Source organism: Aeoliella fuhlenseeensis, assembly GCF_052161615.1.
GTDB lineage: Bacteria > Planctomycetota > Planctomycetia > Pirellulales > Lacipirellulaceae > Aeoliella.
Map to the genome: position 1 here is coordinate 4,224,709 of NZ_CP197417.1, position 24,069 is coordinate 4,248,777.

A 24,069-nucleotide genomic window follows, 5' to 3' on the forward strand; every position below is an offset into this window, starting at 1 on the left:
GAGCAAATCCTCCGCGCTCGAGTGCGATAAACCAAGGTAACCTACAACGATGGCAGGGACTAGGACCGTCCGGAAGACTTTGGCGGCGTTCCGTTGACAGGGCCTTCTTGATGTGGCCAACTGTGCCGGATGGAGAACTCAATGCCCGCTACCGAAGAACGCCCCAAGAATCCGCGAGGGCTGTACCTCGTCCCCGCCCTGATCGTGGTTCTCGGAGTCGTTCTGGCGGTGAATTATTGGGGAGCCCCCACTCGGACTGAAGTAAGCACGACGGGCGGCGGAAGCTCGCCGGTGGATCCGCTACTCGGGGTAACGTTCGAAGCGGTCGATTTGCCACCCGTGACCGTTGCCCACGTCCGCAACATGACGGTGCTTGATGCCATGCGGGCGGTGGAACAGGCCAATCACGCCTGGAAATTTGCTTATCAAGGGACCGGAGTGTCGACTTTTCTGGTTTCAATCGCGGATCAAGAGAATGAAGGAGCTTCGGGCCGCAATTGGCAGTACGAAATCAACGGCGAGCACGCCCAGCGGGGAATCGGGACCCAAACCCTCAAGCGGGGCGACCAAGTCTTGTGGAAGTTCGCCACTTACGAATAATAGGGGCTGCCGATTTATGAAGGGCTGCAAATTCCGACCTATCCCATTTTTGGAACCCGCCGTGCGCCGCTACCTGCAACTCAACAGCGATCATCTGGTCTTCGTGCTACTCGTGGTGATTGCGGTGGTCGGTCGGATGGGCCGCGTCGACTGGAACTTTACCCCTGTGGCGGCGACCGCGCTGTTCGCTGGCTACTACTTTCGCAATCGGTGGATCGCGGCGCTCGTGCCGTTGTCGGCCCTCGCGGTGAGCGATCTGGTGGAACCCTCGCACTTCAGCCCCTGGGTGCTTGCCACGGTGTGGGCGTCGATGCTCTTGCCAGCGATGCTGGGACCGTGGCTGCGAGAAAGTGCGAGCAAGGCACAAACGCTTGTTCGTGGTGGCACTGCAGCGTTGCTGCCAGCTTTGTTCTTCTTCGTGGCCACCAACTTCGCCGTGTGGGCGGTGGGTCCCGTGCCGGGGAGCGCTTTGCAGTTCACGCCCGACTTCGCAGGGCTCGTTGAATGCTACGTCGCCGCGATTCCATTTGCCCTAAAGATGGTCACGGGCGACCTGTTCTACATGACGCTGATCTTCGGCGCCTGGGCCGCCGTCACGGCGCACCAACGTCAGATGACTTCCAGCGCCGTGTAGGTTCGCCCTTAGTATTGGCGCTAGCCGGACCGCCACGCGGTCCGCGACCTAAGTCCATGTGATCTCAACGCGACTCAGGCGGCTGGCGCGGCCGGTACCGCGGGTTTCGCTTCATCACCTTCTTCGAGTTCGGCCTCGGCTTCTTCCTCGTCGCTCTCGGGAGGAGCTTCCACCGCTTCCACGCCCAGTGAGGCCGTGGTGGCAGCAATCGCCGTTGCCATCTGCTTGACGTCGCGCGTGAGGTTGAGTTCCACCACGCTCTTTTGTGTCGCCGTAGCAATCACGGGATCAATGGACTGAATCACTTCGTCTAACATGGCGACGAACTTGGCATCTTTAATCGCGGGCTTCACCGCTTGAATACCCTTCTTCAGGCCCGTTAAACGCAGCACAATTCGGCGTACTTGGTACTCGCTGGGAATCTCGGTGCCCGTCCCAAAGTTATCAAAACCACCGCCGCGCATCCCTCCGCCACCACCACCGCCGGGACCGACCGCTTCCTCTTCGAACTTCACGGCTCGTTGGTTCTCGTCGGCTGCGATGTCGGTCGCGAGCTGAAGCAATGTCTGGACCGTGGCACGTTCGTCGATGCCAGTGGCGGCCGCGTAGGCTTCCTGGTACTGGCCGAGAAGTTCCGCCAAGCGGACACGCGTGTTGAGGCGAGTCTCTTCATCGCCCAGCGCTTTCATGATGGCCAAGTGGTACTTATTGCCCTCGCCCAGGCTTTTGGTGTTGGCGAGGCCGCGGGCAGCGATCACCCGCATCCATTGCGCGACGCTTGGGGAGACGTCTTGCGGAAATTCTTCTTTCTCTACGACCTTGAGCAACGCCGCGATGGTCGCCGCTTGGTTCTCGGGTGGCAGACCATCGAGTGTCTTGGCGTGGCGCTCAAGCCCGATGAGCGCCCCTGTAATCAGCGCAGCCGGGGCTCGTGGCTCGTCAATGCCACGCGACACATAGTCGGTGAGAAACTTGTTGGCTTGGGGCAATGGCTGCGGCGGGGTGTCGCGCGTGGCGTACTTGGCATCCAGGTCGCCCAGCATGAGCATGGCGTTGTAACGCGCCGCCATGTGGTACTGGCCCTTGATCGCCACCTCGTACATGAGCTTGTAAGTTGCTTCGGTCACGACGGGCTGTACCGACGGTGCTGCCCCCCACAGAAAGCTGCGCATGAAGTCGTATCGCTGCTTGGACATGTCGGCAAGTGCGGCCGGCTCGTACTGAGTCATCGCTGGCAAAGCATACCCTTCGATGTACGCCTTGAAAGCTGCCTGCGTGGCGGCATCTCCCGTACCGGTGCGGGCATACTGTTTGGCCTTAGCCGCCCCGAAACGCTTGGCTTGCTCGTCGATTGGCTTGGCGATGTACTGAGCCGTGGCCACGGGTGACGCGGCGAGTACCAACGCCCCGACAAGCGTCACCAATCGGGCGGCATTTAATTTCTTCAACGAGCAAACGAGGGGCACGTGGGAACTCGCAGGGTTGGTAAGCAGCGGGAGAGACAAGGGTGGTAACTCGTAATCTGACAATCACTTGCGCCAGATTCCACCTCTTCTAGGCTAGCAACGGAGGACGCGAAAATCAAGAATTAAGGATTCACGAGGACCGTCGATCGGGCGCTTTGCCTCGTAAAAAAGCCGGTTCTAACTACAAATCGCCCTTCCCTGCCCCACTTATTGCCCACGGTAGAAAATGACACTCCTGTACTACAATCCGCGGGTTCTCGACCACGAAACCGGCCAACACCCCGAAAATGCCGGTCGCTTGTGGGCCGTCGTCGACCATTTCGATGCCAACAGCCTGTGGCGGGAGGACCTGGTGAGCGAGTGGGCCCCCGCGGACTTGGCCATGGTCGCCCGGGTTCACGACGCGGACTATTTGCGGCAGATGGAACTCCTCGCCCAGCGAGGGGGTGGTCGTCCCGACCCGGATACGGTGGTCTCTCCCGCATCGTTCGATGCCGCGCTCGTCGCCGCCGGCGCGGCTGTCGACGCGGTCGGCCGAGTCGTGAAGGGCGAGTCGAAGCAGGCACTCTGCCTAGTGAGACCGCCGGGGCACCACGCGGTTCACGCCAGCAGCATGGGGTTCTGCCTGGTGAACAATGTCGCCGTCGCCGCCCGAGCGGCCATGGAGCAACATGGGCTTGAGCGGGTGCTGATCGTCGATTGGGACGTCCACCACGGCAACGGCACGCAGGACTTGTTCTACGACGACCCACGAGTGGCGTTCTTCTCGGCACACCGATACCCTTTTTACCCGGGCACTGGTGCGGCTGACGAGACTGGCACAGGCGATGGAATCGGAGCAACGCTCAACTTGCCAATGGCGCTCGGAGTGTCGCGCGACCGCTACCTGGCGGAGTTCACTCGTGAACTAGAAGATTTTGCCGACCGTCACCGGCCGCAACTCGTGCTGGTGAGCGCTGGTTTCGACGCCCATCGGCTCGACCCCGTCGGATCTTTGGGCCTCGAAAGCGAAGATTTCGACGCCCTCACGTCAGCCGTGCAGAACGTCGCGGCTGCGCACGCAGAGGGTCGACTGGTCAGCGTGCTCGAAGGAGGCTACCACCCCGCCATGCTCGCCGAGAGCCTAGCGGTTCACCTCGAAGCGCTACGCGAGCGCGAGCCCGAGTAAGAGTCTACTCGTCGCCAAACACCCGCGTGCTTTCTTCCTTGCGGATCGGCTGGGGAATGTCGTCGGTACGAACTTCGACCATCACGCGCTGATCACCTGCGCGAGTTCCTTGCACGTCCACGCGGAAGATGGTTTCGGCCTTGGGCGCGAGGCGAGCGAGTGGCTCAAAAACCACTCCCTCGGCTTCCACGGCGTGCCGCGTTTCGCCTTGGGCTCCGGTAACGGTCATTCCAGGTGCGATGAGCGCCGTGACTTGGACGTTCGTCGCCGCCTTCGAGCCTTGATTGACTACTCGGATCTCATAGCTCGTCGAACCACCCACCTCGATTGGGTCCTGGGCGTCGTGGACTTCGAACATGATCGCCGCTAGGCCCTCGACGCGGACGGGCTGCGTGGTGCGGTCTTCGAGACCCTCGCGAGCGCGGCCTTCGACTTCAATGGTGTGGTCACCCGATTGGACAGGCAGCGCAACGAGCTCGACAGTGCCATCCTTGCCTTCGGGAAGTTCGGCCAGTGACCAATAGACGCTGTGCGTCGTCGCATCGTATTCGCCCAAGTTGTTGGCGCTCACGAACTGCAGGCCCTTAGGAAGCTTGGTGACGAGCTGCACGTCCTTCGCAGGGGCTGTGCCTGGATTCTCGACGCGAACGGTGTACGTTGCTTGACGCTCAAGGTATCGCTTGGACGGTCCATCGACCGCAACAGCCAGGGCGGGCGAAATGACTTCGAACTCGACTTCTTGTTGCACTTGCAAGTTGCCGTCGGCCCGAGCGGTGACGATGTTGACCACCTTGCCCGGCTTCTCGGCCGTCAGCACGAGTTCCATGCGGCGAGTCTCGCCGGCACGAAGCGTACCAACCTCGAATTCCAAAGCGGGGCCGTGTTGGTGGCGGACGTTGTCTGGGACATTTTCAAGCAACAGCACGTTGGTAGCATCGCCGGTGCCGGGATTGTGAATCTCGATGGTAACCGGTTGCTGCCGACCGATCAGCACTTGGCTAGGAGCCGTCATGCGAAGGGCAAGCTGAGGTCGTGTGCAGCGAGACTTAGCGGAGGCTTGGGACGCGAAGGTCACCTTGGCAACGCTACCAATTTCGCCTTCGCTGGTTGGCATCAAGTTGATTTCGAGCGTTCGCTCTTCTCCGGGCGACATGGTGCCAATCCGCCACGATAAAGTCGGACCATTGGCATCGGCCTGGGGACTCGCACCAACGAACTTTGCACCCGCTGGGACTTCGTCCTCTACAACCACGTTCTCCGCCGGACGCTGTCCAACGTTGCGTACTTTGATCACAAACTGGCACTCTTTACCGACCTGCACTTCCTCGGGGGCGAATTTCTGAAGCACGAGCGATGGACGCTGTGGGCCTTCAAGTGCCTTCTCGCCCGGCATCCCGGTACCTTCGTCGATCGAACCACCGCGCGAACCCATCGCCATCGGGGCGGCGGCGTAGCTATCGGCCGGGGATGGATTCGTCTCCATCGGCTCGGCAGCGGCACCATAAGGCTCTGGTTGGGCGAAGGCATTGCGAGCCGCTTGGGGTTGTTCCAACGGCATCGATTCCGACTCAATTGACTCGATGGGGGCAGGCTGCTGCGCGTAGCGATCATCAGGGTCGATCGCCCCAAGCGGCGCAGGCTGCCGGTAATTGTCGGCCGGAGCAGGCGATTCCACGGGCATCGCGGCTGGTGCTCGAAGCGGATTGGCACCGGGGTGGCCCATGGGCTCCGCCATCGGTAACGCTGCTGCTGCTGCGGCGGCGGCGGGGAGTGCGCGATAGTTGTCGGCTGCTTCGGTTGCCATCGGCATTGGCGCGGGTTCTTCGAACGCGGTGCGTGCCGCTTGGTTGTCCACAGGTGCGGCCGCTACGTTTTCGGCCGTCGGTATCGACGACGCGCGCAGCGGATTCGCTGCCGGCATCGGCGCAACGGGAGGAAGTTCACCAAACGGCGACTGCCCGCGTGCGACAACTTGCTCGGCGTCGCGTGGGACGTCAGCAATTGCCTGAGGCTCTGCGGTTGGTTCCACGCCGACTAGCGACTCAGCTGGAGTGGGCTCGACCGACTCTTCCACTGGCGGGAGCGATGGTAAATCAGCGGGGACAGGTAGCGGTGCGTTCGCGTAGCGATCGCCGGGCGGCGAAATCGGTAGCGCATCGACATCGGGGACCGCAGCAATCGGTTCTTCTGCGGAGGCGGGGACCACCGCTCCGGGCGACTCGCGTTTCCAAGCGCTCGCGAGGCCGTCCAGTGTGTCGTTGGGTGCCGAATCCTCTTGGGCCGAAGCAAATCCCGCTTCTAGATCTTGCTGCGTCGCTCGGCTCAAGTCCGAAGATCCCGGGGCGTACAGCAGGTACCCACCGACACCAGCTCCACTCGACAGAGTGGTGGCCAGGAGAGTTGGCAGCAGCAGACGGCGACGTGACTTCGGCTTCGACATGGCTTCGCTTCCCAATCCGTTGGGCATTGAATGAACATTGACTGCCTCGCGCAAGCGCCTATTGCACTGCGCCGCGAATGGCTTCGGCGGTTAGTATCAAAACTCGCCCGACGATCAAAGACCGATTCGAATCGATGCTAGCAAAGTACTCGCCGTCAGAAGCCAGATCGAAGGCCTAAGCCAAGATGTCGCCAACCACCTTGCCGTGCACGTCAGTAAGACGGAAGTCGCGACCTTGAAATCGATAAGTCAGCTTCAGGTGATCTACGCCCAGCAGATGGAGAATGGTCGCGTTGAGGTCGTGCACCTCTACCGGATTCTCGACGATGTTGTAGCCATACTCGTCGGTCGAGCCGTACGAGAGTCCGGCCTTGGTGCCAGCACCCGCGAGCCAGACGCTAAAGCACTTGGGGTGATGGTCGCGGCCATAGTTGCCGTTCTTCATCTCCCCTTGGCAGTAGGCCGTCCGCCCAAACTCGCCCCCCCAAACCACCAGCGTGTCGTCGAGCAGGCCGCGTTGCTTCAGGTCTCGCAGCAGGGCAGCGGTGGGTTGGTCGGTGTCGCGGCACTGCTTCGTCAGATGGTCGGGCAGGTTGTCGTGTTGATCCCAGCCCATGTGGAAGAGCTGAATGAATCGCACGTCACGCTCCGCCAGCCGGCGAGCTAGCAGGCAATTTCGGGCGTAGGTTCCCGGTTTGTGAACGTCGGGCCCGTACATATCGAGTACTTGCTGCGACTCGTTCGAAATGTCGGTAAGGTCGGGCACCGATGCCTGCATGCGAAAGGCGAGTTCGTACTGCTCGATGCGGGACAGAGCTTCTGGGTCCTGGTGCTGCTGGTAGCTCTGGCGATTTAGCTCGGCCAGGTCGTCGAGCATCTCGCGGCGGAAGCCCGTGCTGCAACCTGCGGGATTGGCTAAGTAGAGCACAGGATCACCGCCACCGCGCAGCTTCACTCCTTGATAGCTGGAAGGCAGAAAACCTGTCCCCCACAGGCGGTCGTAGAGCGGTTGGTCACCCAGTCGCCCTGTGCCGCGCGACACCATCACCACGTACGCCGGCAAATCGCGGCTCTCGCTACCCAGCCCGTAAGCGAGCCACGCCCCCATGCTGGGGCGGCCTGCTACCTGCGAGCCGGTTTGACAAAACGTGATCGCCGGATCGTGGTTGATCGCTTCGGTGTGCATCGAGCGGATGATGCACAGGTCGTCGGCCACCTCTGCGGTGTGCGACAACAACTCGCTCATCTCCGCACCACACTGGCCATGCCTAGCGAACGAGAACTTAGACGGCACGAGCGGAAAGCTCGCCTGACCGGAGGTCATTCCGGTAAGGCGCTGCCCCATGCGAATCGAGTCGGGCAAATCCACGCCGGCCATTTTGCCCAGCAGCGGCTTGTGGTCGAGCAACTCGTGCTGCGCAGGGGCGCCCGACTGAAACAGGTAGATGACTCGCTTCGCCTTGGGCGCTACCGAGGGAACGTACGCAGGTACGGAACTCCCCTGCACCGTGGGCGCAAATCCTCCGAGCGAGCCAAAGGCCATCGCGCCTAGTCCGACACCGCTCCTGCCCAGGAAGTGCCGGCGATTGAAGTGCTGCACGTGTGCGAGAGGATTCATGGTGTTAGTCCTTAGTAACCGCTTCGTCGAGGTTCAGTATCAAGCTTGCCGTCGCCGCGTACGCGGCGAGCGTCACATCGTCCACACCCTCGGCTCCCCGCGCTGATTCCCCATGTTGGATGAACTCCTTCGCTGCGTACGGATCGGCAGCAAAGTGGTGCTGATATTTCTCAAGTACGGCGACCAGCTTCTTCAGCTCTTCGCCCCGTGGCTCGCGAGCGGTGAGACTCTCGAAGGCGATGGCGAGGCGGCTCTCGACGCTCGCGTTGCCATCCTCAAGCATCATCGCCGCCAGCTTGCGAGCGGCTTCCACGTAAGTGACATCGTTCAGAAGTGCGAGTGCCTGCTGCGGAGTATTGGTTGGTGCACGCTTTATCTGGCAAATCTCCCAGCTCGGTGCGTCGAATGTGCTGAGGGAAGGATGAGGCACCGTCCGCTTCCGGTAAATGTAGAGACTGCGGCGATAGAGCGCCTCGCCGTGATCCTGGGTGTAAGTCTCATGAGCCCCGCCGGCGAGTTCGGCCCAAAGACCTTCGGGCTGGTAAGGCATGACGCTTGGGCCGCCCATCGTAGGCGTAAGCAATCCGCTAACCGTAAGGGCATTGTCGCGAATCAACTCGGCCGTAAGACGAACGCGAGGGCCGCGCGCGAGTAGCAAATTGTTAGCATCGCGTTCTTGCAGCTCTGCCGACCGGGCGGAAGATTGCTGGTATGTGGCGCTCGTTACGATCAGCCGCTGCAGGTGCTGCAAGTCCCAGCCACTCTCGATCAACTCGACGGCAAGCCAGTCAAGTAACTCCGGATGCGAAGGAACCTCGGATTGAACACCAAAATTCTCCGGCGATGCGACGAGCCCGCGCCCGAAGAACTTGGTCCAAAGGCGGTTCACCATCACTCGCGCGGTGAGCGGATTCTCCCGCGACACCAACCAGTTCGCCAGAGCCAGTCGATCGTGTTTGCCCTCGGCAAGCGGTGGCAGGAAACTGGGAACGTCAGCGTCAACGGGCTGGTCTTTATCGGGCTGATCATAGAGTCCACGCTTCAGGACAAACGTTGGACGTCGCTCCTCACGTTCCTCCATCACCATCACGCTGGGAAGCTTCTCTTCGAATTCCTTGAGTTCCGTCTCAAGCTGCTTGACTTCGTCGCGAATGGCTCGCTTTCGCGCCGCGATTAGCTCGGACGACAACGCGCCAACCTCCTTGGCGGCGTCATCGTCCACGACGGCAGCAGTTTGCAGATGCAGAGCTAGAAGGTGCTGGGCGAGTTGCCGCTGTACCTCGACGATGCTCAGCGGTCGATCGAAGAATTCGACCTCCGCAAGTTCGCCCGCGAAGTAGAGCTCGTCCGAACGTTGCCCCAGTCGCAATGGCTGTGTGCTCTCGATGGTAGCGTTCAGTGTGTCGTTGTGTGTGTCGAGCTCCACGGGCCGGCCATTGACGTAACATCGCACTCCGGACGCACGCGACGATCCGTCGTAGGTCACGGTGCATTGGCTCCACTGGCCTTTGGGCAGGGGGGTCTTCGAAGTTACCTTCAACGAACTCTCGGGCCAGGCATGAATCAGATGAACTGAGAGCCTTTCCCCATCAATGAGCGAGATATCGAAGCCTCGCCTCCCCTCCCCCCCGTCCATCCGCGACACTAGGGCACCATCCGATACGGGCTTAACCCATAGGCTACAGGTAAATCCCGACTCGCGATTCGGCGCCCACAGGTTGCCGCACACGAGTCCACCGTGGACAAATCGTGCTACGGAGCCGGGCAAGCCAACCCCGAACTGGACCGGTTCCCTACTGGATCCGCCGGTTTGCATCATTCCACCGGCTGGAGTATCCATCCCTCCGCCATCCGCGGTCAGCGTTAGGTGAACCTTGGCTTCCAGCGGGTCGCCACCAGCAAGTTCCTCCAGCTGATCAAGCATCTCTTCGGAAGTCGTGTGCGACTTAAGGGTGCTTCGCATCTTGCGGAGCGACGCGATTTGCTTGGCTCGTTCAGCAAGTTCCGCCTCTTGCTCGACGCTGGGAACCGTTATCTTCGGCGCGACGTTACCACGTGTTTCGGTGACGACCCCCTGCTCGGCGATGTTGTTGAAGAAGGCGTAGAACTCGTAGAACTCGCGCTGGCTGATTGGATCGTACTTGTGATCGTGACACCGCGCGCAGCCCATTGTCAGACCCAGAAACACTGAGCTGGTCGTCTCTACCCGGTCAACCACGTTCTCAACGAGCCATTCCTCGTCGATCGAACCTGCCTCTGTCACCGTGCGGTTGTTGCGGTTGAATCCGGTCGCCACACGTTGGCTACGGGTGGGGTTTGGTAAGAGATCACCGGCGAGTTGCTCGATCGTAAACTGGTCGTACGGCATGTTGGCGTTGAACGCCTTGATCACCCAGTCGCGCCAAGGCCACATGTGCCGGGCGAAGTCGTTCTGGTAGCCGTTCGAGTCAGCGTAGCGAGCTCCATCCAGCCAATCGATGGCCATCCGCTCGCCGTAGTGGGGCGACGCGAACAATTGGTCCACTAATCGACCAACGGCCTCGGGCGACTCATCGGATGCAAACTCGTGGAGCTGCGACAGCGAGGGGGGAATTCCCACCAAGTCTAGGTGGATGCGCCGTGCAAGTTTGCCGGGCTCCGCTTTTCTGGTTGGAGCAAGCCCTTCCGCTTCGAGCCGCGCGAGAACGAAACGATCGATGGCATTCTGCGCCCACGCCTCGTTCTTGACCTTCGGGACCTCAGGCCTTGCGACCGATTCGAACGCCCAGTGCTGCTTGTACTTAGCTCCTTCCGCGATCCAACGCGTAAGCAATTCACGCTCCGCGGCCGATAGTGTCTTCCCGCTGTCAGCGGGTGGCATCAGCTCCGAATCGTCGTCGGAGATGATTCGCTTTACGAGCTCACTAGCATCAACGTCTCCCGGGACGATTGCCCGCAGGCCCGAATCGAGTTCGGCCGTAGCGAGCTCAAAACCATCCAGTCGCAGACCCGCTTCGCGTGCTTCGGCATCGGGGCCGTGGCACAGAAAGCATCGGTCGGAAAGTACTGGCAAGACATCGCGTGAGAAATCGACCTTCGGCGATTCTGCCATGGAGATGGCCGCCATGGGCAACAGTGCCGCGACCACAATTCCACGCAGCCACAAATTGGGGATTATCTCGCAGATAGAACGCTCGATTGGAGACATCAGAATTCAGAAACCGTACACGGGCTGCGACGCCAGATGGGTCGCGCGATGGGGAGCCTGTAGAAACTTGCTCGGCCTGATGGCCGCGGGATATCACGACTTACGACGGCCGCGAGCCGCCACTCCATATCCTACCACAGCGAACGCGAGAATCGCCCACGTAGCGGGCTCAGGGACTGCATTTTGACCACCACCCTGCAACAGGGCGGCTAGATCGACCGTGGCGAGGGCGGCTGAGTCCTGATGGTTCTGGAACAAAATGATCCAATCCAGCAGATCCGTCCGCCCACTTCCATCAAAATCGGCCATGGTCGTGATGCTGTTGAGGTCACCCGCAATGACTGAATTGCCTGCGGCATCGGTCAGCACCTGAGTGTCGTAGAAGCGATTGACGAAATAGGTCACGTCGTCGACGCTCTCGTTACCGGTTCCATTGCCCTTCACCATTCCGTCGCCATTGGCATCGCCCGGGGTCACGTTGGCGGTGATGAAGTCGTTGTCGGTCAGCAAGTTGATGGTGCCGTAGTTCTTACCGGCGGGGGTGAGGCCACGATTATCTCCTGCCACGGCGAGGCGGAAATTGTCCATCGTCCCCGTGAAGAAGTCGCCATCGCCTTCGAGATTCGAGCCGAACACGATCTCCTCCGCATCAGTGTTCAAGTAGAAGGTGTTGGGGGTGATCAACTCCACGACGCCGTTGACCAGCAGTGTCGCCCGATTGCCTTTGACGATGTGCTGCACGTGAGCCCAACCGTTAGCATCGAGCGTGTCGGCGACAACGACGTTGCTATCGAACTGCTGACCAGCATAGGTAATGCCCCAGGTATCGTTCGCGGTGATATGAATGCCAAACTGAGACGAATCGTTCACCACGTCTTGCCGAGCTCCAGACAGGTTCGTCGGACGCACCCAACCGTCCATCAGACGTGTGGTGATCGTGAAGTAGGCATTGGCATAGGGGTCGGCGAAGTTGGCATCGCCGTCTGGCGGATAGCCTAGTCCCGGTCCACGCAGCGCATCGTCGACGCCATCGAATACAATGCCGACGCCAGACGTCACCGACCCCATGTTAGTACCGGGGTAGTTTAGCGCGGCGGTGTTGATGTACTTGGGCCGCTGCGCGGGTTCGGTGGGAACGGGTGCGAGATCGCGATAGGTGGTCAGCACCGAGGGGTCGCCGAAGTGATCGATTGTAAAATCGGCCACCAGGGCACCAGCTCCCTGACCGACCGCAACTCCCGCCGAGCCATTCTCAACGCCGTCGGGACCCGAGTTGTCTCCAAATAAGTAGATCGCATCGGGGGTCGCCGCGCTGGTAGACCCTACGCAGCACACCGCGATGGCAAGACCACCAAGGATTCGCATCGCCAAGCCATTCCATCGCCGGCCAACGCCAATCGCACCGGCTAGTGCCAGTAGTAGCAAGCCTGATGGTTCGGGTACGCTTGTGCTGCCTACTAGCGATCCAGAGGACGACTCCCCGAAGTTGCTCTTCCAGACTTGGTAGTCGATGGCGTTCACGACGCCCGGCGAGGCGCTGGGGTCTTCGTTGGTGAGCGATGCCGCCCCCAAGTTGTCACGCCAAACCGTGTAGTCGGCGAGATTCACCGTGCCATCGTTGTTGTAGTCTCCAAAAAGCTCGGCGGTCCCCCCCACGTACACCACTCGCCCGGGAAGGAATAGTTCGGCGGTGCCAGTGGTGTTCACATAGAACTCAAGGTCCTGTCCGTCGACCGCGGTGTTGTACCCCGTTCCCAGCGGAAGCACGGCGGTGTTCGAGAGTGTGGATGATCCGAGCAGATTCGCCTCGACCAAAAGGCTGGAGTTAGACGAGTCGCCCTTCTCCCAACCATTTCCCGTACCGGTGCCCGGCGTGAACCCACCCACGCTGCCGTTCTCGAAACCGTTCCACGTAGCGAGAAGCGAGCCACCGCTGCGAATCTCGTAACCGTTGATCGGCAGGCTTTGGGCAAGCGCCCCTTCGTTGCGAATCGTCAGGCTGCCGGTGGATCGGTTCACCTCTAGCACCACGTCCGAAGGACCATTCATCAGTCGCAGTTCGTTGCCTCCGATGTTGTTCACGGGGCTATCGAGCGAAATGTCGTTGATGGTTAAGCGTGCGGCGACGTAGCGTCCGCTCTTCACACCAGTCAGGCTGTATGGCGTCATCACGCCACTGAGTTCGGTCACCGAAACGTCGGCGTCGGGCGAGGTCGCTGGAACGACACCTCCAAAGTCGGTGTTACTGAACCACAGCTCTACCTTGCCCACCTTGTCGGCATTGCCGATCGCACCGGCGCGTTGGGCGTAGGTAAGGTAGTTGGCTGAGATGGAGCTGCCGTAATCGAAAAACAATTCCATCGGACCAACTCCCACTCCCGCATACTGCGGATCGCCCCCGCCATACACTTTCACACCAACGTCAGCACCTGTGAAGGTGGTGTCGTCGAACAGTTTGGCAACTCCGTAATCGGCGTTGTATTCGGAGTTCGCTGTCGACGTTGTGGGGGTCGCGGGCGACGAGAGCGTGAACACTTGGGCGTCGGCGGTCGCCGCCCCCAGCACACAGATGGCGCCCAACAGCGTACAAGCGACCGCTTTGTGTCGACGGACAACCATGGCTACACCAACTAACCCCAGGAGGACGAAGAAGGAGCTCGGTTCCGGCACCTGCGAGGTCATGAGCGCCGCGAGAGCACCAGTGCCATTGTTGGCGTCGTAAAGTGCTTCGAACGCGCGGAAGTCGCGCAGATCGGTGTCGCCGTCTTCGTCGAGGTCCCCGAGGCGGTAGGCTTGAGCAAGCGACAGGTTGGTACCGGCGCTACCGAGTCCCGTACGGAACAGAGGCCAATCTTCGGCACCCACGCTGCCATTGCCGCTGTAGTCGCCATCGACCACTTCGTCCCCTACGTACACGATATCGGTCGTAATCAGCGAGCCATCGCTCGCAACGAGGCGGACGGTGAGGTCCTCGGTCGAAGTACGAATCCAGGAATTGCCAAGATTCACCGACTGACCGGTGCTAAGCGTAACCCCGCCGCTTCCGGGTTGCACACCCTCGCTAAGGACACCAACAAAGGGCTCGGGAGTAAACTCCAGCCAAGTCGCTGTGGTCACTTGGTTCGGGCCTGGATTGCCCGAGTCGTAGTTGCCGGTGATGGAACTCCAGTTCTCAGAATCAAGTCCTCCGTAGTCAGGCGATTCAATTTCGTAGGCGATGAAAGTCACGTCCGAAGCCGTATCGTTGGTCAATGTGATGTTGCCGGTTTCGCGGTCCACAATGAACGCAGGGTTAATGGCCGTCGGCGTATTGAAGCTCAAACGAAACTCGCTACCTCCGATATTGCCGCCACCCCCAGGTGGCGCGATGAAACGAGCCGCTACGTACTGTCCCGAGAAATCCGCCCCGCCAAAGGTGTACTGGGTTAGTATGGGGGTCGCAGTGTTCGTGACTGTTACACTTGCATTCGCGGGAGTGCCTGGAATCACGCCGCCGAAGTCGGTGTTGCTGAACCAAAAGTCAATTCGCCCCACTTTGTCGAGCGCGGGGTTGCCACCAAGCCGTTGGCTGTAGACAAAGCCGTCCACGCCCGTAAGAGGCGAACCATAGTCCATGAAAACGTTGAATGGCCCCGTACCAACGCCGGCCCACTGGGTACCCCCGCCGGCGCCATACTGGGTAACGCCAATGTTCGCGTCGGTCACGACTTCGTCGAAGAGATTCGTGACGGTGTAGTCGCCGTTGAATTCAGAGGTCGCGGTGATCGTTGTGGGCGCACCGAACAAATCGGCCCGCCCTTCGCCGGCTTGTGCAGCCAGGATTGCCATCACCCACACCGGGCTTAGTTTCCATGAACGTCGCAACATGTTGTTCGCTCCTAAAGCTGGATGCATAGTTAGACAAGTGGAGGATGGCTTACTTCAATTCAAACGTGACACGATTCTCTTGCCCGGCGGTCACCGTGGTCGTTAAGTCCGAGGTCTGGGCCCTGGAATACTTGGCAGGGAGCAAATTCTTGGGAGCCGTTTGCTTACCGGAGAAGTCGGGCTTCTCAAACTTGGTGGCGGTCACTCGGTAGGTGCCGGCGATCACGCCCTCTTGCTCCCGCGTCCCCATGTCGAAAGAGGTCGCCGCAACGAACTCTCCCGCGTCGTCGGTAACGGCTGACGCGTTCGTTCCCCCCTCCCCTTCGGCGAGGAACGTCAGGACGACGCCCGACTCCGGCTTGCCGTTGAGAGTGACCACGCCCGTGAGCGGGTGCGTCTCGACTCCTTCGGGGCTGTCGCTGCAGCCACCACTGCTAAGAAGTAGGAGAGCCGTGAAAAGTATTAGATTTCGGAGAGGATGTAACATTAGTTCAGCCGAGACAAGTCAGGAAAAATACGAGCAATTGGGCACACCTAACGCCTATTCGAACGACGCGACTTCGCCATCGCCCCGCGCTCCAAGCCGTTGATAAGCGGTGTAGTCGATCGACGCGTTCAAGAAGTGAGTCGAACCATCGGCGAACACAAAGTTCGCTCCGCCAGGATGCCGCGACTTGAAGCCCATTGCGGTATTGAAGTCGACCTCCCAGTCGTGGCCTGGCTTCTTGGTGACGCTGGCACCACCGCGTCCGCCACCAGTGGTGTTGGTCGGAGCGTCGTCCTTGTCGGTTTCGAAGTTGATCGGCGCGGTCGTGGCGAACCACAATCCTTCGGACAACGTCCAGCCACGAATCCATTGAAACCCCGATGACGCCGGCAGAATCTCCCCCATCGCAATCGTGTTCGAGGTGCCATCGGATATCTGCGCGATCTTGGCCGCCCAAGTGCTACGGGCGAACACACCCGAAATCGTGCGGGCGTTGGGGCAATCGGACCGCACATTGGCTCCACCTGCCCCTGTGGGACAAGGCTTCGAGGGATCGGTGTTCTGATTGAACCAATCTTCGCCGTCGCGATCCTGGTCGTACATGGTTCCTCCGGGTGGAACCACCGTCGACAGGTTGAAGCCGCCGAATGATTCCATCCGTTGCGAGCCGATCGACCCCGCGTAATTCGTCACCGCAATTTCGCCCCCGAGTAGCAAGCTCGACATTGCGCTGATCCCGTCTGCGGGATTGATGCGGCCGTTCTTCGTGTCTGACGCGCACTGAAGCAGGGGTACCACGAACGAGCGGGCGGGAACCGTGCCGATCAATTGATCGCCCGGCCTGACGCAAGCGGGGTCCGCCGGATCGCAAAAGTCGAGGTTATCCGTAAGAGCCGACTGCTCGAGGAATGGTCCCATCACGAGAAGATGCGAAGCAAAGTCGCGGCGGCCAGCCAGTTCACCATGAATGTAGTTGGCATTTGCAGGAAAACGACCGTGCGACGAATGGTAATTCTGCAGCGCAATTCCGAGTTGGCGGAGATTGTTGACGCACGACGAACGACGAGCCGCCTCGCGGGCGGCCTGGACGGCTGGAAGCAGGAGCGCGACGAGGATGCCGATGATGGCGATCACCACCAGTAGCTCCACCAACGTGAAAGCACTAGGACGACGCGAGACGTTGTATTGCAAATCATTTGCTCGGCGCCGGACGGCGTTGGTGTCCATGGTAAACGTACTCCCTATCCTTACGACGTTAAGAAAAGTTATGCCTGCGTGGTGGCCATCCCCTGCCCGTCGGCCTGCTGCCCCAGGGCCGACGAACAGGTGCATGGCTACAGTTTTCGGGGCTCAGTGCGCACCGCTATCCCTCGCCAAGGATCAGGCCCAGCGATACAGTATCCGGCCCGGATGAGTGGCTCGGAGGTTAAGCGTTCCATCGAGGAACAGGTTGATCCTTCGACGTTCGATTCGGAGATTCCAGTCCTTCGGAGATCGACGCGGGATTACCCGCCTCGTACATTTCCTTGATCTCTTCTTCCGCGAGCGCGCGGTCCAACAAGATCAACTCATCGATATCGCCACAAAAGTACTGGTCGTGTGCCGGCACGTCGCCGTAGTACCCAATCGTCAGTGGATGATTCGTTAATGCGAAGTCGGTCGGAGCGATAACGGATACTTGAAGCTCATCATTGATATAAATCTTTAGCCGCTTCCCCTCCGCGACTCCCGTGACCAGCGCCCACTGCCCGACAGGCAAAGGCCTGGTTCGCAAGCTGCACCTATCCCATTGCTCCTGTCGCTCAGGATCCTTGTCGGGGCAGACTTGCCACAGCAAGTCGCCGTTGTAGTCCATCCACAGGCCATAGTTGCGATCGCAACCTTGACCCTTGCCAACAATCCGCGTGAATCCTTGCGACGGGTAGCTGCGCGTTCGCAGCCACACCGCGACTGAGAGGTCGCCATTGATTTGCAACTCGGGAGCGTCTTCGACTGTCAGCAAGTCGGTCTGTCCGTCGAACAACATGGCCGACTTGCCGTTCCATCGCCCTCGCACCATGCGTGCGGTCTTCTGTTGCGACTTGGCGCCGTGGCTGGCTGGATTGACGGTATTGACGATGGACTGGTCGACCGCCTCGCCGAATTCATATCGCAATAGCACGTTCGGATCGTTCATCCAGCGCTGCGAGTAAGCCAGCCATCGTTCGTACGATTGTTGCTCCTGAACTAACTGCGCTTCTTGAAACTTATCGTTGGTCACAAACGCTGTAGGATCGGGAGCGATGCCTTCAGCGTTTTCGCCCGCGTGCCAGCGGAGCGCTTCGCCTTCGGCTAGGCGTCGCTGCTGGTCCTTGGGATGCCGGTAGTCAATTAAGTTGAGTTCGCCGCCAAAGGCATGCACTTCCGTGAAAGTGTCGGGCGAGGTCTTGAGCCCGAACCGGGCGTCACGCTCGGCGACCTTCACTCCTCCTGCCGCAATGCTGAAGCCAGATGCCTCGGGGAGCACGTCGGCGGACAGCGAACCGCTAACGAGCTGGCACGTCGCAGCATCGACGATCTCCAGCTCCGCGGGCCCTTGCAGGACGACCGTCGCTCCGCGATCGAACGCGATCTGAGCAATACCGCGATTCAATCGCAACCGGCCCGGCGACAATCTCGACCCTAGCTTCACCCCTTCGTCGAACTGAGCATCCACACCACCCGCAATCGTCGCAACGGCGGCCAAGTAGGCGGCGGGCTCGGTTCCTTGAATACGTCCAGACGTAGTTAAGCGACTGGCCTCGTTCCCAGCGTTCCAGCCCCAACCGTAGCCAACCACCACGAGCAAACTCGCGGCAATCACGGACAATCCATACCACAACCTGACCTGCCCGCGAGAGTCGGGAATGCTTGAACCACGAGGGCGTCGGGACTCGGCAACGTCGCAAATCAAATCGGGGCCGCACGCCTCGATCCCCGAAGCCATTCCTAACAACGGGCGTGCGGCCAAGGCGCCGTGATCCAAAGTGCCCATGTCCATCTCGAGCATCACGTGCTGCTCCATCCACTCCGCAAGCCAAGCGGCCGCAGCGGGATCGGCGGCTACTAGGTCGCAAAGCTGCGCGTACTGGGCGTCGTCGAGGCCGCCATCCACAAGTTGCGACGCTAAGCCCGCTAAGATTTCATTCGGTGGGCGACGACTCATTACATGGCCTCCAATCGCTTGTTCACACAATCCATCAGCGTCTGCCGAATGCGCTTGAGTGACATTTTCACCGCTCCTTCGCTCTTCTGCTGCTCGGCTGCAATCTGTGCTATGCGTTTATTCTCGCTGTATCGCTGGTAGATAAGCTGGCGCCACCGCCCGTGAAGCTTGGCGACGCAGTTTCGTAATGCGAGCCGACGCTCGTCGAAATCGACCTCGTCTCGCTCGCTGGCTAGATTGTCGATCACTTCTTGGCTGAAGATCAGGCGGTCGCGTTTTCGATCGCGAAGGAAAGCGAGCGCCTGAAAGTAGGCGATCTCGCGGCTCCACGCGTTAAAACTTTGGATGGCTTCGAACTCCGACGACTTTCGCCACATCACCAGGTTGGCTTCTTGCAGCACGCTATTGGCATCGTGCATGTCCCCCAGCAGGCAGAACAGGTAGGCTTGCAGCCTGCCCTGCGACGCCGTGAGCGCCTTCAGGAATCGCTCTTCCGACGAGATTTGGTCCAACGCCAGCCCTCCAACTACCTATTATCGAGCGCCTACCTGCCTCGTTCACCCGACTTTGAACGTTGAAATGTCACCAAGCCCCCGGGATAAGCACGAAAACCAGGGCGAAAAGTGCGATCGCAGGAGGGTGTCCCACGCTGCCGTGTTTCTCCGGCACACTACGGTACCCGCCCGGTGTGCGGAAGTAACACAAAAAATTCGCAAGAACGCCCAGAAGCCGCACTCAACAACGCCCTGTCGGTTTGCCGCACAGGCAATGAGCCACAGGCTCGGCCTCGCAAACGCTCGCGGGGCCGATCTTCTCCGTATGTCAGTTACCCCATCCATCCCAGGTGGTACTAATTCGGCAGGGGTGTCGCGCGCTAGCTTCGCGGCTCCCGGCTCTTGGGTCCGGAACAGCAGCTCTTTTTACTTCGCCCTCGGATTTCGCCGCGGCGCAAACGGCGGGGAACGGACGGGCGTATGACTTCACAGGGGAGGCACTCGTGCTCCAGCAGTCAATTTCGCAAACGGTTTTACTCTTTGTTCGCACGTTGGCCTTGGCGTTTTTATCATGGGGAGCATCGCTGCCATTCACTCACGCGCAGTCGTTGATACCAGGCGGACCGATTGGGGTGCGACTTGAGAAGGTGGTCGATGGTCTTAATGGCGAACTAAGTGGCAACACCGCCAACACGCGAACGCAAATGATCCCGATTGACATGACCCCTTTGGGCGACGGGCGGCAGTTGATCCTGACCCTCACCGGGCATGTGCGTCTGCTCAACGCCGATGGCTCACTTCAACCAGGTGCCTACTTTGACACCTACAACAGCAATTCGCCCCCCTTCATTCCCACCAGCGGAGGCGAGATCACCGATTTCCGCCAGATCGGCAACACCAGCATCGCCGCCCATCCTGGCTTTCTTGACCCTCAAAGTCGGGGCTATGGAAAACTCTACGTCCTCACCAGTGAGCTCCCCGGCAGCGCGCCGGCCGACTTCGACGATGGCGTCAACTCGATCGTCGATAGCGTGGTCACCGAATGGACCATCGCCCCTTCGGCCATCACCAGTGCCACGCAGCTCACGCTCTCTGGTCCTGGCGCCAACGTGACGCAGCGTGAAGTGATGCGGTCGCAACGACCTGGCATCATTCACACGCTGGTCGACATGGCGTTTGGCGACGATGAAACACTTTACCTAACGAGCGGTGACGGCGGCGGCAACGCCTTTCCCAACACCGAAGGTAACGCGTTCAACCAGGATCGCTTCACCAATGCGCTCGACCCCCGCAACATCTTCGGGTCGGTGCTGCGCATCGATCCGCTCGACCTGCCTGGCGACACCCGGCCGACCGGCGGGTTGAACCAGCAGTACCGCATCCCGCTCGATAACTTCGGCGTCACCGACGGCGACCCCGATACGCTCGCCGAGACCTTCGCCTACGGCTTGCGAAGCCCTTACCGAATCAACGTCGACCAAGTCACTGGCGATGTCTACATCGGCGATGTCGGCGAGGGTTCGCGTGAGGAGATTAACCGGATTGAGAACGGCGGCAACTTCGGTTGGGGTGCTTACGAGGGAACGAATGTCGTCCGTGGTGATCTTCTGAATCGCGCCGTCGGAGCCATCGGGCCTGTGTTCGAGCTTTATCACAGTCTCGGCGGACAGAGCGAATCGACCAACATCATCGGCGGGTTCGTCTACCGTGGTTCGGCAATACCCGAACTGGAAGGGATGTACGTCTTCGCCGACGTCGGCGAGAACAATGGTGGGCAGCCCACGAATGTCGTCGAGCTCTACTATGGCGATCCCGATACTACGAACACTTCCTCGCGAGATGATCTCTATCAGTTGCAGATCGAGCTACCCGAGGGCGAAGTGCTTCCCGATCGCATCTGGAGCATCGCCGAGGACGAGCAAGGCGAACTCTACTTGCTGGTGGGCCCCGATCGCCTCGACCTTTTTAACCGCCAGCCAGGCGAAACCGACGGGGAAATATGGAAGCTCGCAGCGCCGGAGTTCGTGTTAAACGGCATCGCGGGCGACATCAACCAAGACGGCTTCGTCAACGGCGACGGCACCGGCCTGGCGACCGAGGACGATGTAGCCGCGTTCGTTGCCAACTACTTCGCCACGGGCTACACCAGCGCCTTCGACCGAGTCACCCATGGCGATCTCAACCTCGACGGCCGCACGGACGTGCTCGACTGGTTCATCCTCTACCAGAATCACGAGAACGCCGATTCGCTTGACCTGGCCGACTTGCTGGCGGGACATCGCGTACCAGAGCCGAGCACACTACTGCTAGTAGCAATCGGCGTTTGCACTGTGCTGCTTCGCCGGTGGGCGTGAAGTGTGCTCAATCTAAGTCGAACCAATGGGCAATCACGCTGATATCGTGCCAGTCGCGATGGTTGTAGATGTGCGGGCTGTCTTCGAAACCGAAGATTAGGTGGTCTTTGCCGCCGGCGAACTTGCGGAGGCTACTGACTCGCCAAGGATCTTCTTGTGTCTCGCCATAACTCCGCCGCAGCGCCTGGAACAGGTACTGCTGCGGCTCGTCGGTGTAGTTGGTGATGACGAACACGCCGCGGTCCGAAGGCTGACTCTTGTCTTTCACGTAAGGCGTCCCTTCGTCCATCCACAGAATCCGCTGCGTCTTGCTCTCGACGATGCGAAATCCATTCTGCAGCTCCGCGTTGCAAGTTACCGTCATCACAAGCCGCTTACCCGCCGGAACCTCCAGTGCACATCCTCTGTCAATCTCGTCGGTGACTAGTTTCCCCTGGATCGGCGTTGGCGAGTAATCGACGGTGTTGGATGCCAAGGCTTTCACTGCATCCATGGATTCCGGTCGATGCAGGTGAATAGTGGCAACCATGTCGTTGTAGTCGAGGTCGGGATCGTAGTCGTCGAACGCCAGGTTCGAAGCCGGTTCGTAACCACGGTCGTCCCAGCCCACGACCAGCAGTTCATCCCGCTGCAAGCGGACGCGGCAATCGCTTTGGTACCAGTTTTCGTCCTCGGACTGTTGCGGCAGGATATGTGAACCGGCAAATAGGAAGTAGCGTGTCGAGTTGGTCGCGTTGTATTCCGAACACCTGCCCACGCAGCCTTGCCGGCGGAGAGGCAAAGAAATGTCGTCATTGAGCAAGTTGTTGAATGACGACCAACCACCGCCAATCCGTCCGTCGCTCGCGATCTCCATCATGCTCAACGCGTTTTGGCTGATGGCAGAGGCGTCAATACGCACGTCCATCTGCTGACCGGGCTCAAGAGCCACGAGGTAGCCTCGCTCCACACCACTCTCGTTCCGTTCCAGCCACGCAGTGCCCGTGCTGGGAAGCCCGGCCATCGCGCCCTCGAACGGAGCCTGGCTGGAAGTGAAGCGAATCCCGCTGATCGCTTCGGTGCGAGTGATCTGGCTCAACAGGTGAAGGGCACGGTCGTTGCGAACCACAGTCTCGCTCGAAGCGACTTCGATACTCGACTCGAGCTTTGGCACTTCCGCTGGCACTGCCGCAATGCTGGCCTGTGGCAGGTTAGAGCTGGCGTCCTTACGAAAGAACTGAGTCGCGAGCAGCGCGATGAGCATCATTCCGGCGATCATCCCGGGCCACGACCAACCGGCCATGCCTGTCGAGCGGTTAGCGAGCCGACCCACTCGGCGAGACCGATCGTTAACACTGTCGGCCAGATCAATGTCCATTCGTTGGGCGAGTTCGCGGCAACTCGCGCCCGTTCCGCAAGTTCCTGGCTCCATTGCCTCCGGTACCACCGAGCGAAAGCTCAACTGCGTCAGATTGAGTTCGTTCTGGATCAGCAACTGATGCCTCAGCGTACGGGCGTAGTAATCCTGTAGGTCGGCGTGACCTTCGAGCATCTCGCCCAGCTTTCGCAGGTCGTCGTCCGATGCCCCACCGTCGGCAATGGCAGCCACGCAGTGGTCGATGTGGGAAATCTCGTGATCCATCATGGGAGCTCGCCTATTTGCTCGGTCGAGTTGGATTAAGTATTGAGGAAGGAAAAGTCTAGATAGCGATTGTGAGGAAACAGTTAATGACTAATCGCGCAGCGTGCTGTGGGCGAGGTTTCGCTCGATGCATTGAGCCAGGATTCGCCGTAACCGCATCAACTGCACTTTAATCGCCGACTCCGTCTTGCCGAGTTTCTTGGCGATCACGGCGATGGAGAGTTCGTCCGCGTAACGATCTCGCAGCAGCCCCGCATTAGCGCTACTCACTTTGCTCATGCAATCGCGAAGTGCCACACGCGACTCAAGTTCATCCTGGGCAGTGCTTTCTTGACTTGCCAGCTCAGCAATCAAGATGTTGCTGAACACGTGCCGCTCGCGCTGCTTGTCACGAAGATAAGCTTGCACCTGCCAGTAACAAATCTGCCTTGCCCATGCGCCGAAGTCCGATCCCATGGTGAACTCATTCACCTTGCGCCACATCACGAGGTTGGCTTCTTGCAGGACGTTCTGCGCGGCGTCGACGTTGCCTAATAGCATGGTGATGTAGTGTTGCAAGCGAAACTGTTCGCTGGTCAACAATTGAACGAACGACTCGTTCGTCTCACCCCGACAATCGGCCTGTGGTTTGGGGGCCATCGGCATTACCTCTCGTTGCAAGATAGATGCTCCTCGCTGTATTGGCGAAGACATCACGCGATCGCGGTCGCGTTTTGGAGTGGGTGCTGCCTGTGCGGTAAGTATACACAAACGCAATAGAACGCCAGCGCCTACTACGAAGATTTTCCCACCAGAGCGCCGCGCGGCTCTCTTGCATCCTGCCCCACCATCGGGGCTACCCATAGGTGCTTCGTAGCGCGAGTCCGCAATCGCCGAGTTCCTTCCAAAAACTTACGTAACCAATCCACAGCCCCTCGGTATTATCTTCCCGACACGGGCGAACTGCGTG

Annotated in this window: 15 protein-coding genes; 4 read left to right on the forward strand and 11 right to left on the reverse strand. The window is 59.9% G+C overall.

Translation table 11 applies throughout. The features are described 5' to 3' along the window. The first annotated feature begins 141 nt into the window (after positions 1 to 141). Positions 142 to 600, forward strand: a complete 459-nt coding sequence (locus SH292x_RS16530; protein ID WP_442482115.1) for a DUF4430 domain-containing protein — start codon at positions 142 to 144, stop codon at positions 598 to 600. A gap of 61 nt (positions 601 to 661) precedes the next feature. Further along, positions 662 to 1,234, forward strand: coding sequence for a DUF6580 family putative transport protein (locus SH292x_RS16535; protein WP_442482116.1), 573 nt, complete (start codon positions 662 to 664; stop codon positions 1,232 to 1,234). 74 nt (positions 1,235 to 1,308) lie between these two features. On the opposite strand, the gene SH292x_RS16540 is transcribed toward SH292x_RS16535, so the two are convergent. Beyond that, on the reverse strand, positions 1,309 to 2,682 hold the full coding sequence (locus SH292x_RS16540) for a hypothetical protein (protein WP_442482117.1): 1,374 nt from the start codon (positions 2,680 to 2,682) through the stop codon (positions 1,309 to 1,311). Between the two features lie 244 nt (positions 2,683 to 2,926). Here SH292x_RS16540 and SH292x_RS16545 point away from each other — a divergent pair, with 244 nt between their 5' ends. Then, positions 2,927 to 3,868 carry a histone deacetylase family protein gene (locus tag SH292x_RS16545; RefSeq protein ID WP_442482118.1) on the forward strand — a complete coding sequence of 314 codons (942 nt, stop codon included), beginning with the start codon at positions 2,927 to 2,929 and terminating at the stop codon, positions 3,866 to 3,868. 4 nt (positions 3,869 to 3,872) lie between these two features. Here the strand turns inward: SH292x_RS16545 and SH292x_RS16550 are convergent, their stop codons facing one another. The 8 genes from SH292x_RS16550 to SH292x_RS16585 form a co-directional block, all read right to left on the reverse strand. Next, positions 3,873 to 6,308: a hypothetical protein gene (locus SH292x_RS16550; RefSeq protein WP_442482119.1), complete on the reverse strand. Its 2,436-nt coding sequence runs from the start codon at positions 6,306 to 6,308 to the stop codon at positions 3,873 to 3,875. Positions 6,309 to 6,483: 175 nt separating this feature from the next. After that, positions 6,484 to 7,926, reverse strand: a complete 1,443-nt coding sequence (locus SH292x_RS16555; RefSeq protein WP_442482120.1) for a DUF1501 domain-containing protein — start codon at positions 7,924 to 7,926, stop codon at positions 6,484 to 6,486. 4 nt (positions 7,927 to 7,930) lie between these two features. Further along, positions 7,931 to 11,017 (reverse strand): DUF1553 domain-containing protein, encoded by a 3,087-nt coding sequence (locus SH292x_RS16560; protein ID WP_442482121.1) that lies wholly within the window; start codon positions 11,015 to 11,017, stop codon positions 7,931 to 7,933. A gap of 189 nt (positions 11,018 to 11,206) precedes the next feature. Next, positions 11,207 to 14,980 (reverse strand): PEP-CTERM sorting domain-containing protein, encoded by a 3,774-nt coding sequence (locus SH292x_RS16565; protein ID WP_442482122.1) that lies wholly within the window; start codon positions 14,978 to 14,980, stop codon positions 11,207 to 11,209. Positions 14,981 to 15,029: 49 nt separating this feature from the next. After that, on the reverse strand, positions 15,030 to 15,467 hold the full coding sequence (locus SH292x_RS16570; protein WP_442482123.1) for a hypothetical protein: 438 nt from the start codon (positions 15,465 to 15,467) through the stop codon (positions 15,030 to 15,032). 54 nt (positions 15,468 to 15,521) lie between these two features. After that, complete coding sequence (locus tag SH292x_RS16575; RefSeq protein WP_442482124.1) at positions 15,522 to 16,694, reverse strand: DUF1559 family PulG-like putative transporter; 1,173 nt, start codon at positions 16,692 to 16,694, stop codon at positions 15,522 to 15,524. 199 nt (positions 16,695 to 16,893) lie between these two features. Further along, complete coding sequence (locus SH292x_RS16580) at positions 16,894 to 18,651, reverse strand: LamG domain-containing protein (protein ID WP_442482125.1); 1,758 nt, start codon at positions 18,649 to 18,651, stop codon at positions 16,894 to 16,896. Further along, positions 18,651 to 19,163 (reverse strand): sigma-70 family RNA polymerase sigma factor, encoded by a 513-nt coding sequence (locus SH292x_RS16585; protein WP_442482126.1) that lies wholly within the window; start codon positions 19,161 to 19,163, stop codon positions 18,651 to 18,653. Before SH292x_RS16585 ends, SH292x_RS16580 begins: the two co-directional genes overlap by 1 nt. A gap of 485 nt (positions 19,164 to 19,648) precedes the next feature. Between SH292x_RS16585 and SH292x_RS16590 the strand changes: the two genes are divergently transcribed. Continuing rightward, positions 19,649 to 21,499 (forward strand): PQQ-dependent sugar dehydrogenase, encoded by a 1,851-nt coding sequence (locus SH292x_RS16590; RefSeq protein WP_442482127.1) that lies wholly within the window; start codon positions 19,649 to 19,651, stop codon positions 21,497 to 21,499. A gap of 7 nt (positions 21,500 to 21,506) precedes the next feature. Here the strand turns inward: SH292x_RS16590 and SH292x_RS16595 are convergent, their stop codons facing one another. Both SH292x_RS16595 and SH292x_RS16600 read right to left on the reverse strand, forming a co-directional pair. Beyond that, complete coding sequence (locus SH292x_RS16595) at positions 21,507 to 23,123, reverse strand: hypothetical protein (RefSeq protein WP_442482128.1); 1,617 nt, start codon at positions 23,121 to 23,123, stop codon at positions 21,507 to 21,509. A gap of 87 nt (positions 23,124 to 23,210) precedes the next feature. Continuing rightward, on the reverse strand, positions 23,211 to 23,759 hold the full coding sequence (locus SH292x_RS16600; protein WP_442482129.1) for a sigma-70 family RNA polymerase sigma factor: 549 nt from the start codon (positions 23,757 to 23,759) through the stop codon (positions 23,211 to 23,213). Positions 23,760 to 24,069: the final 310 nt, after the last annotated feature.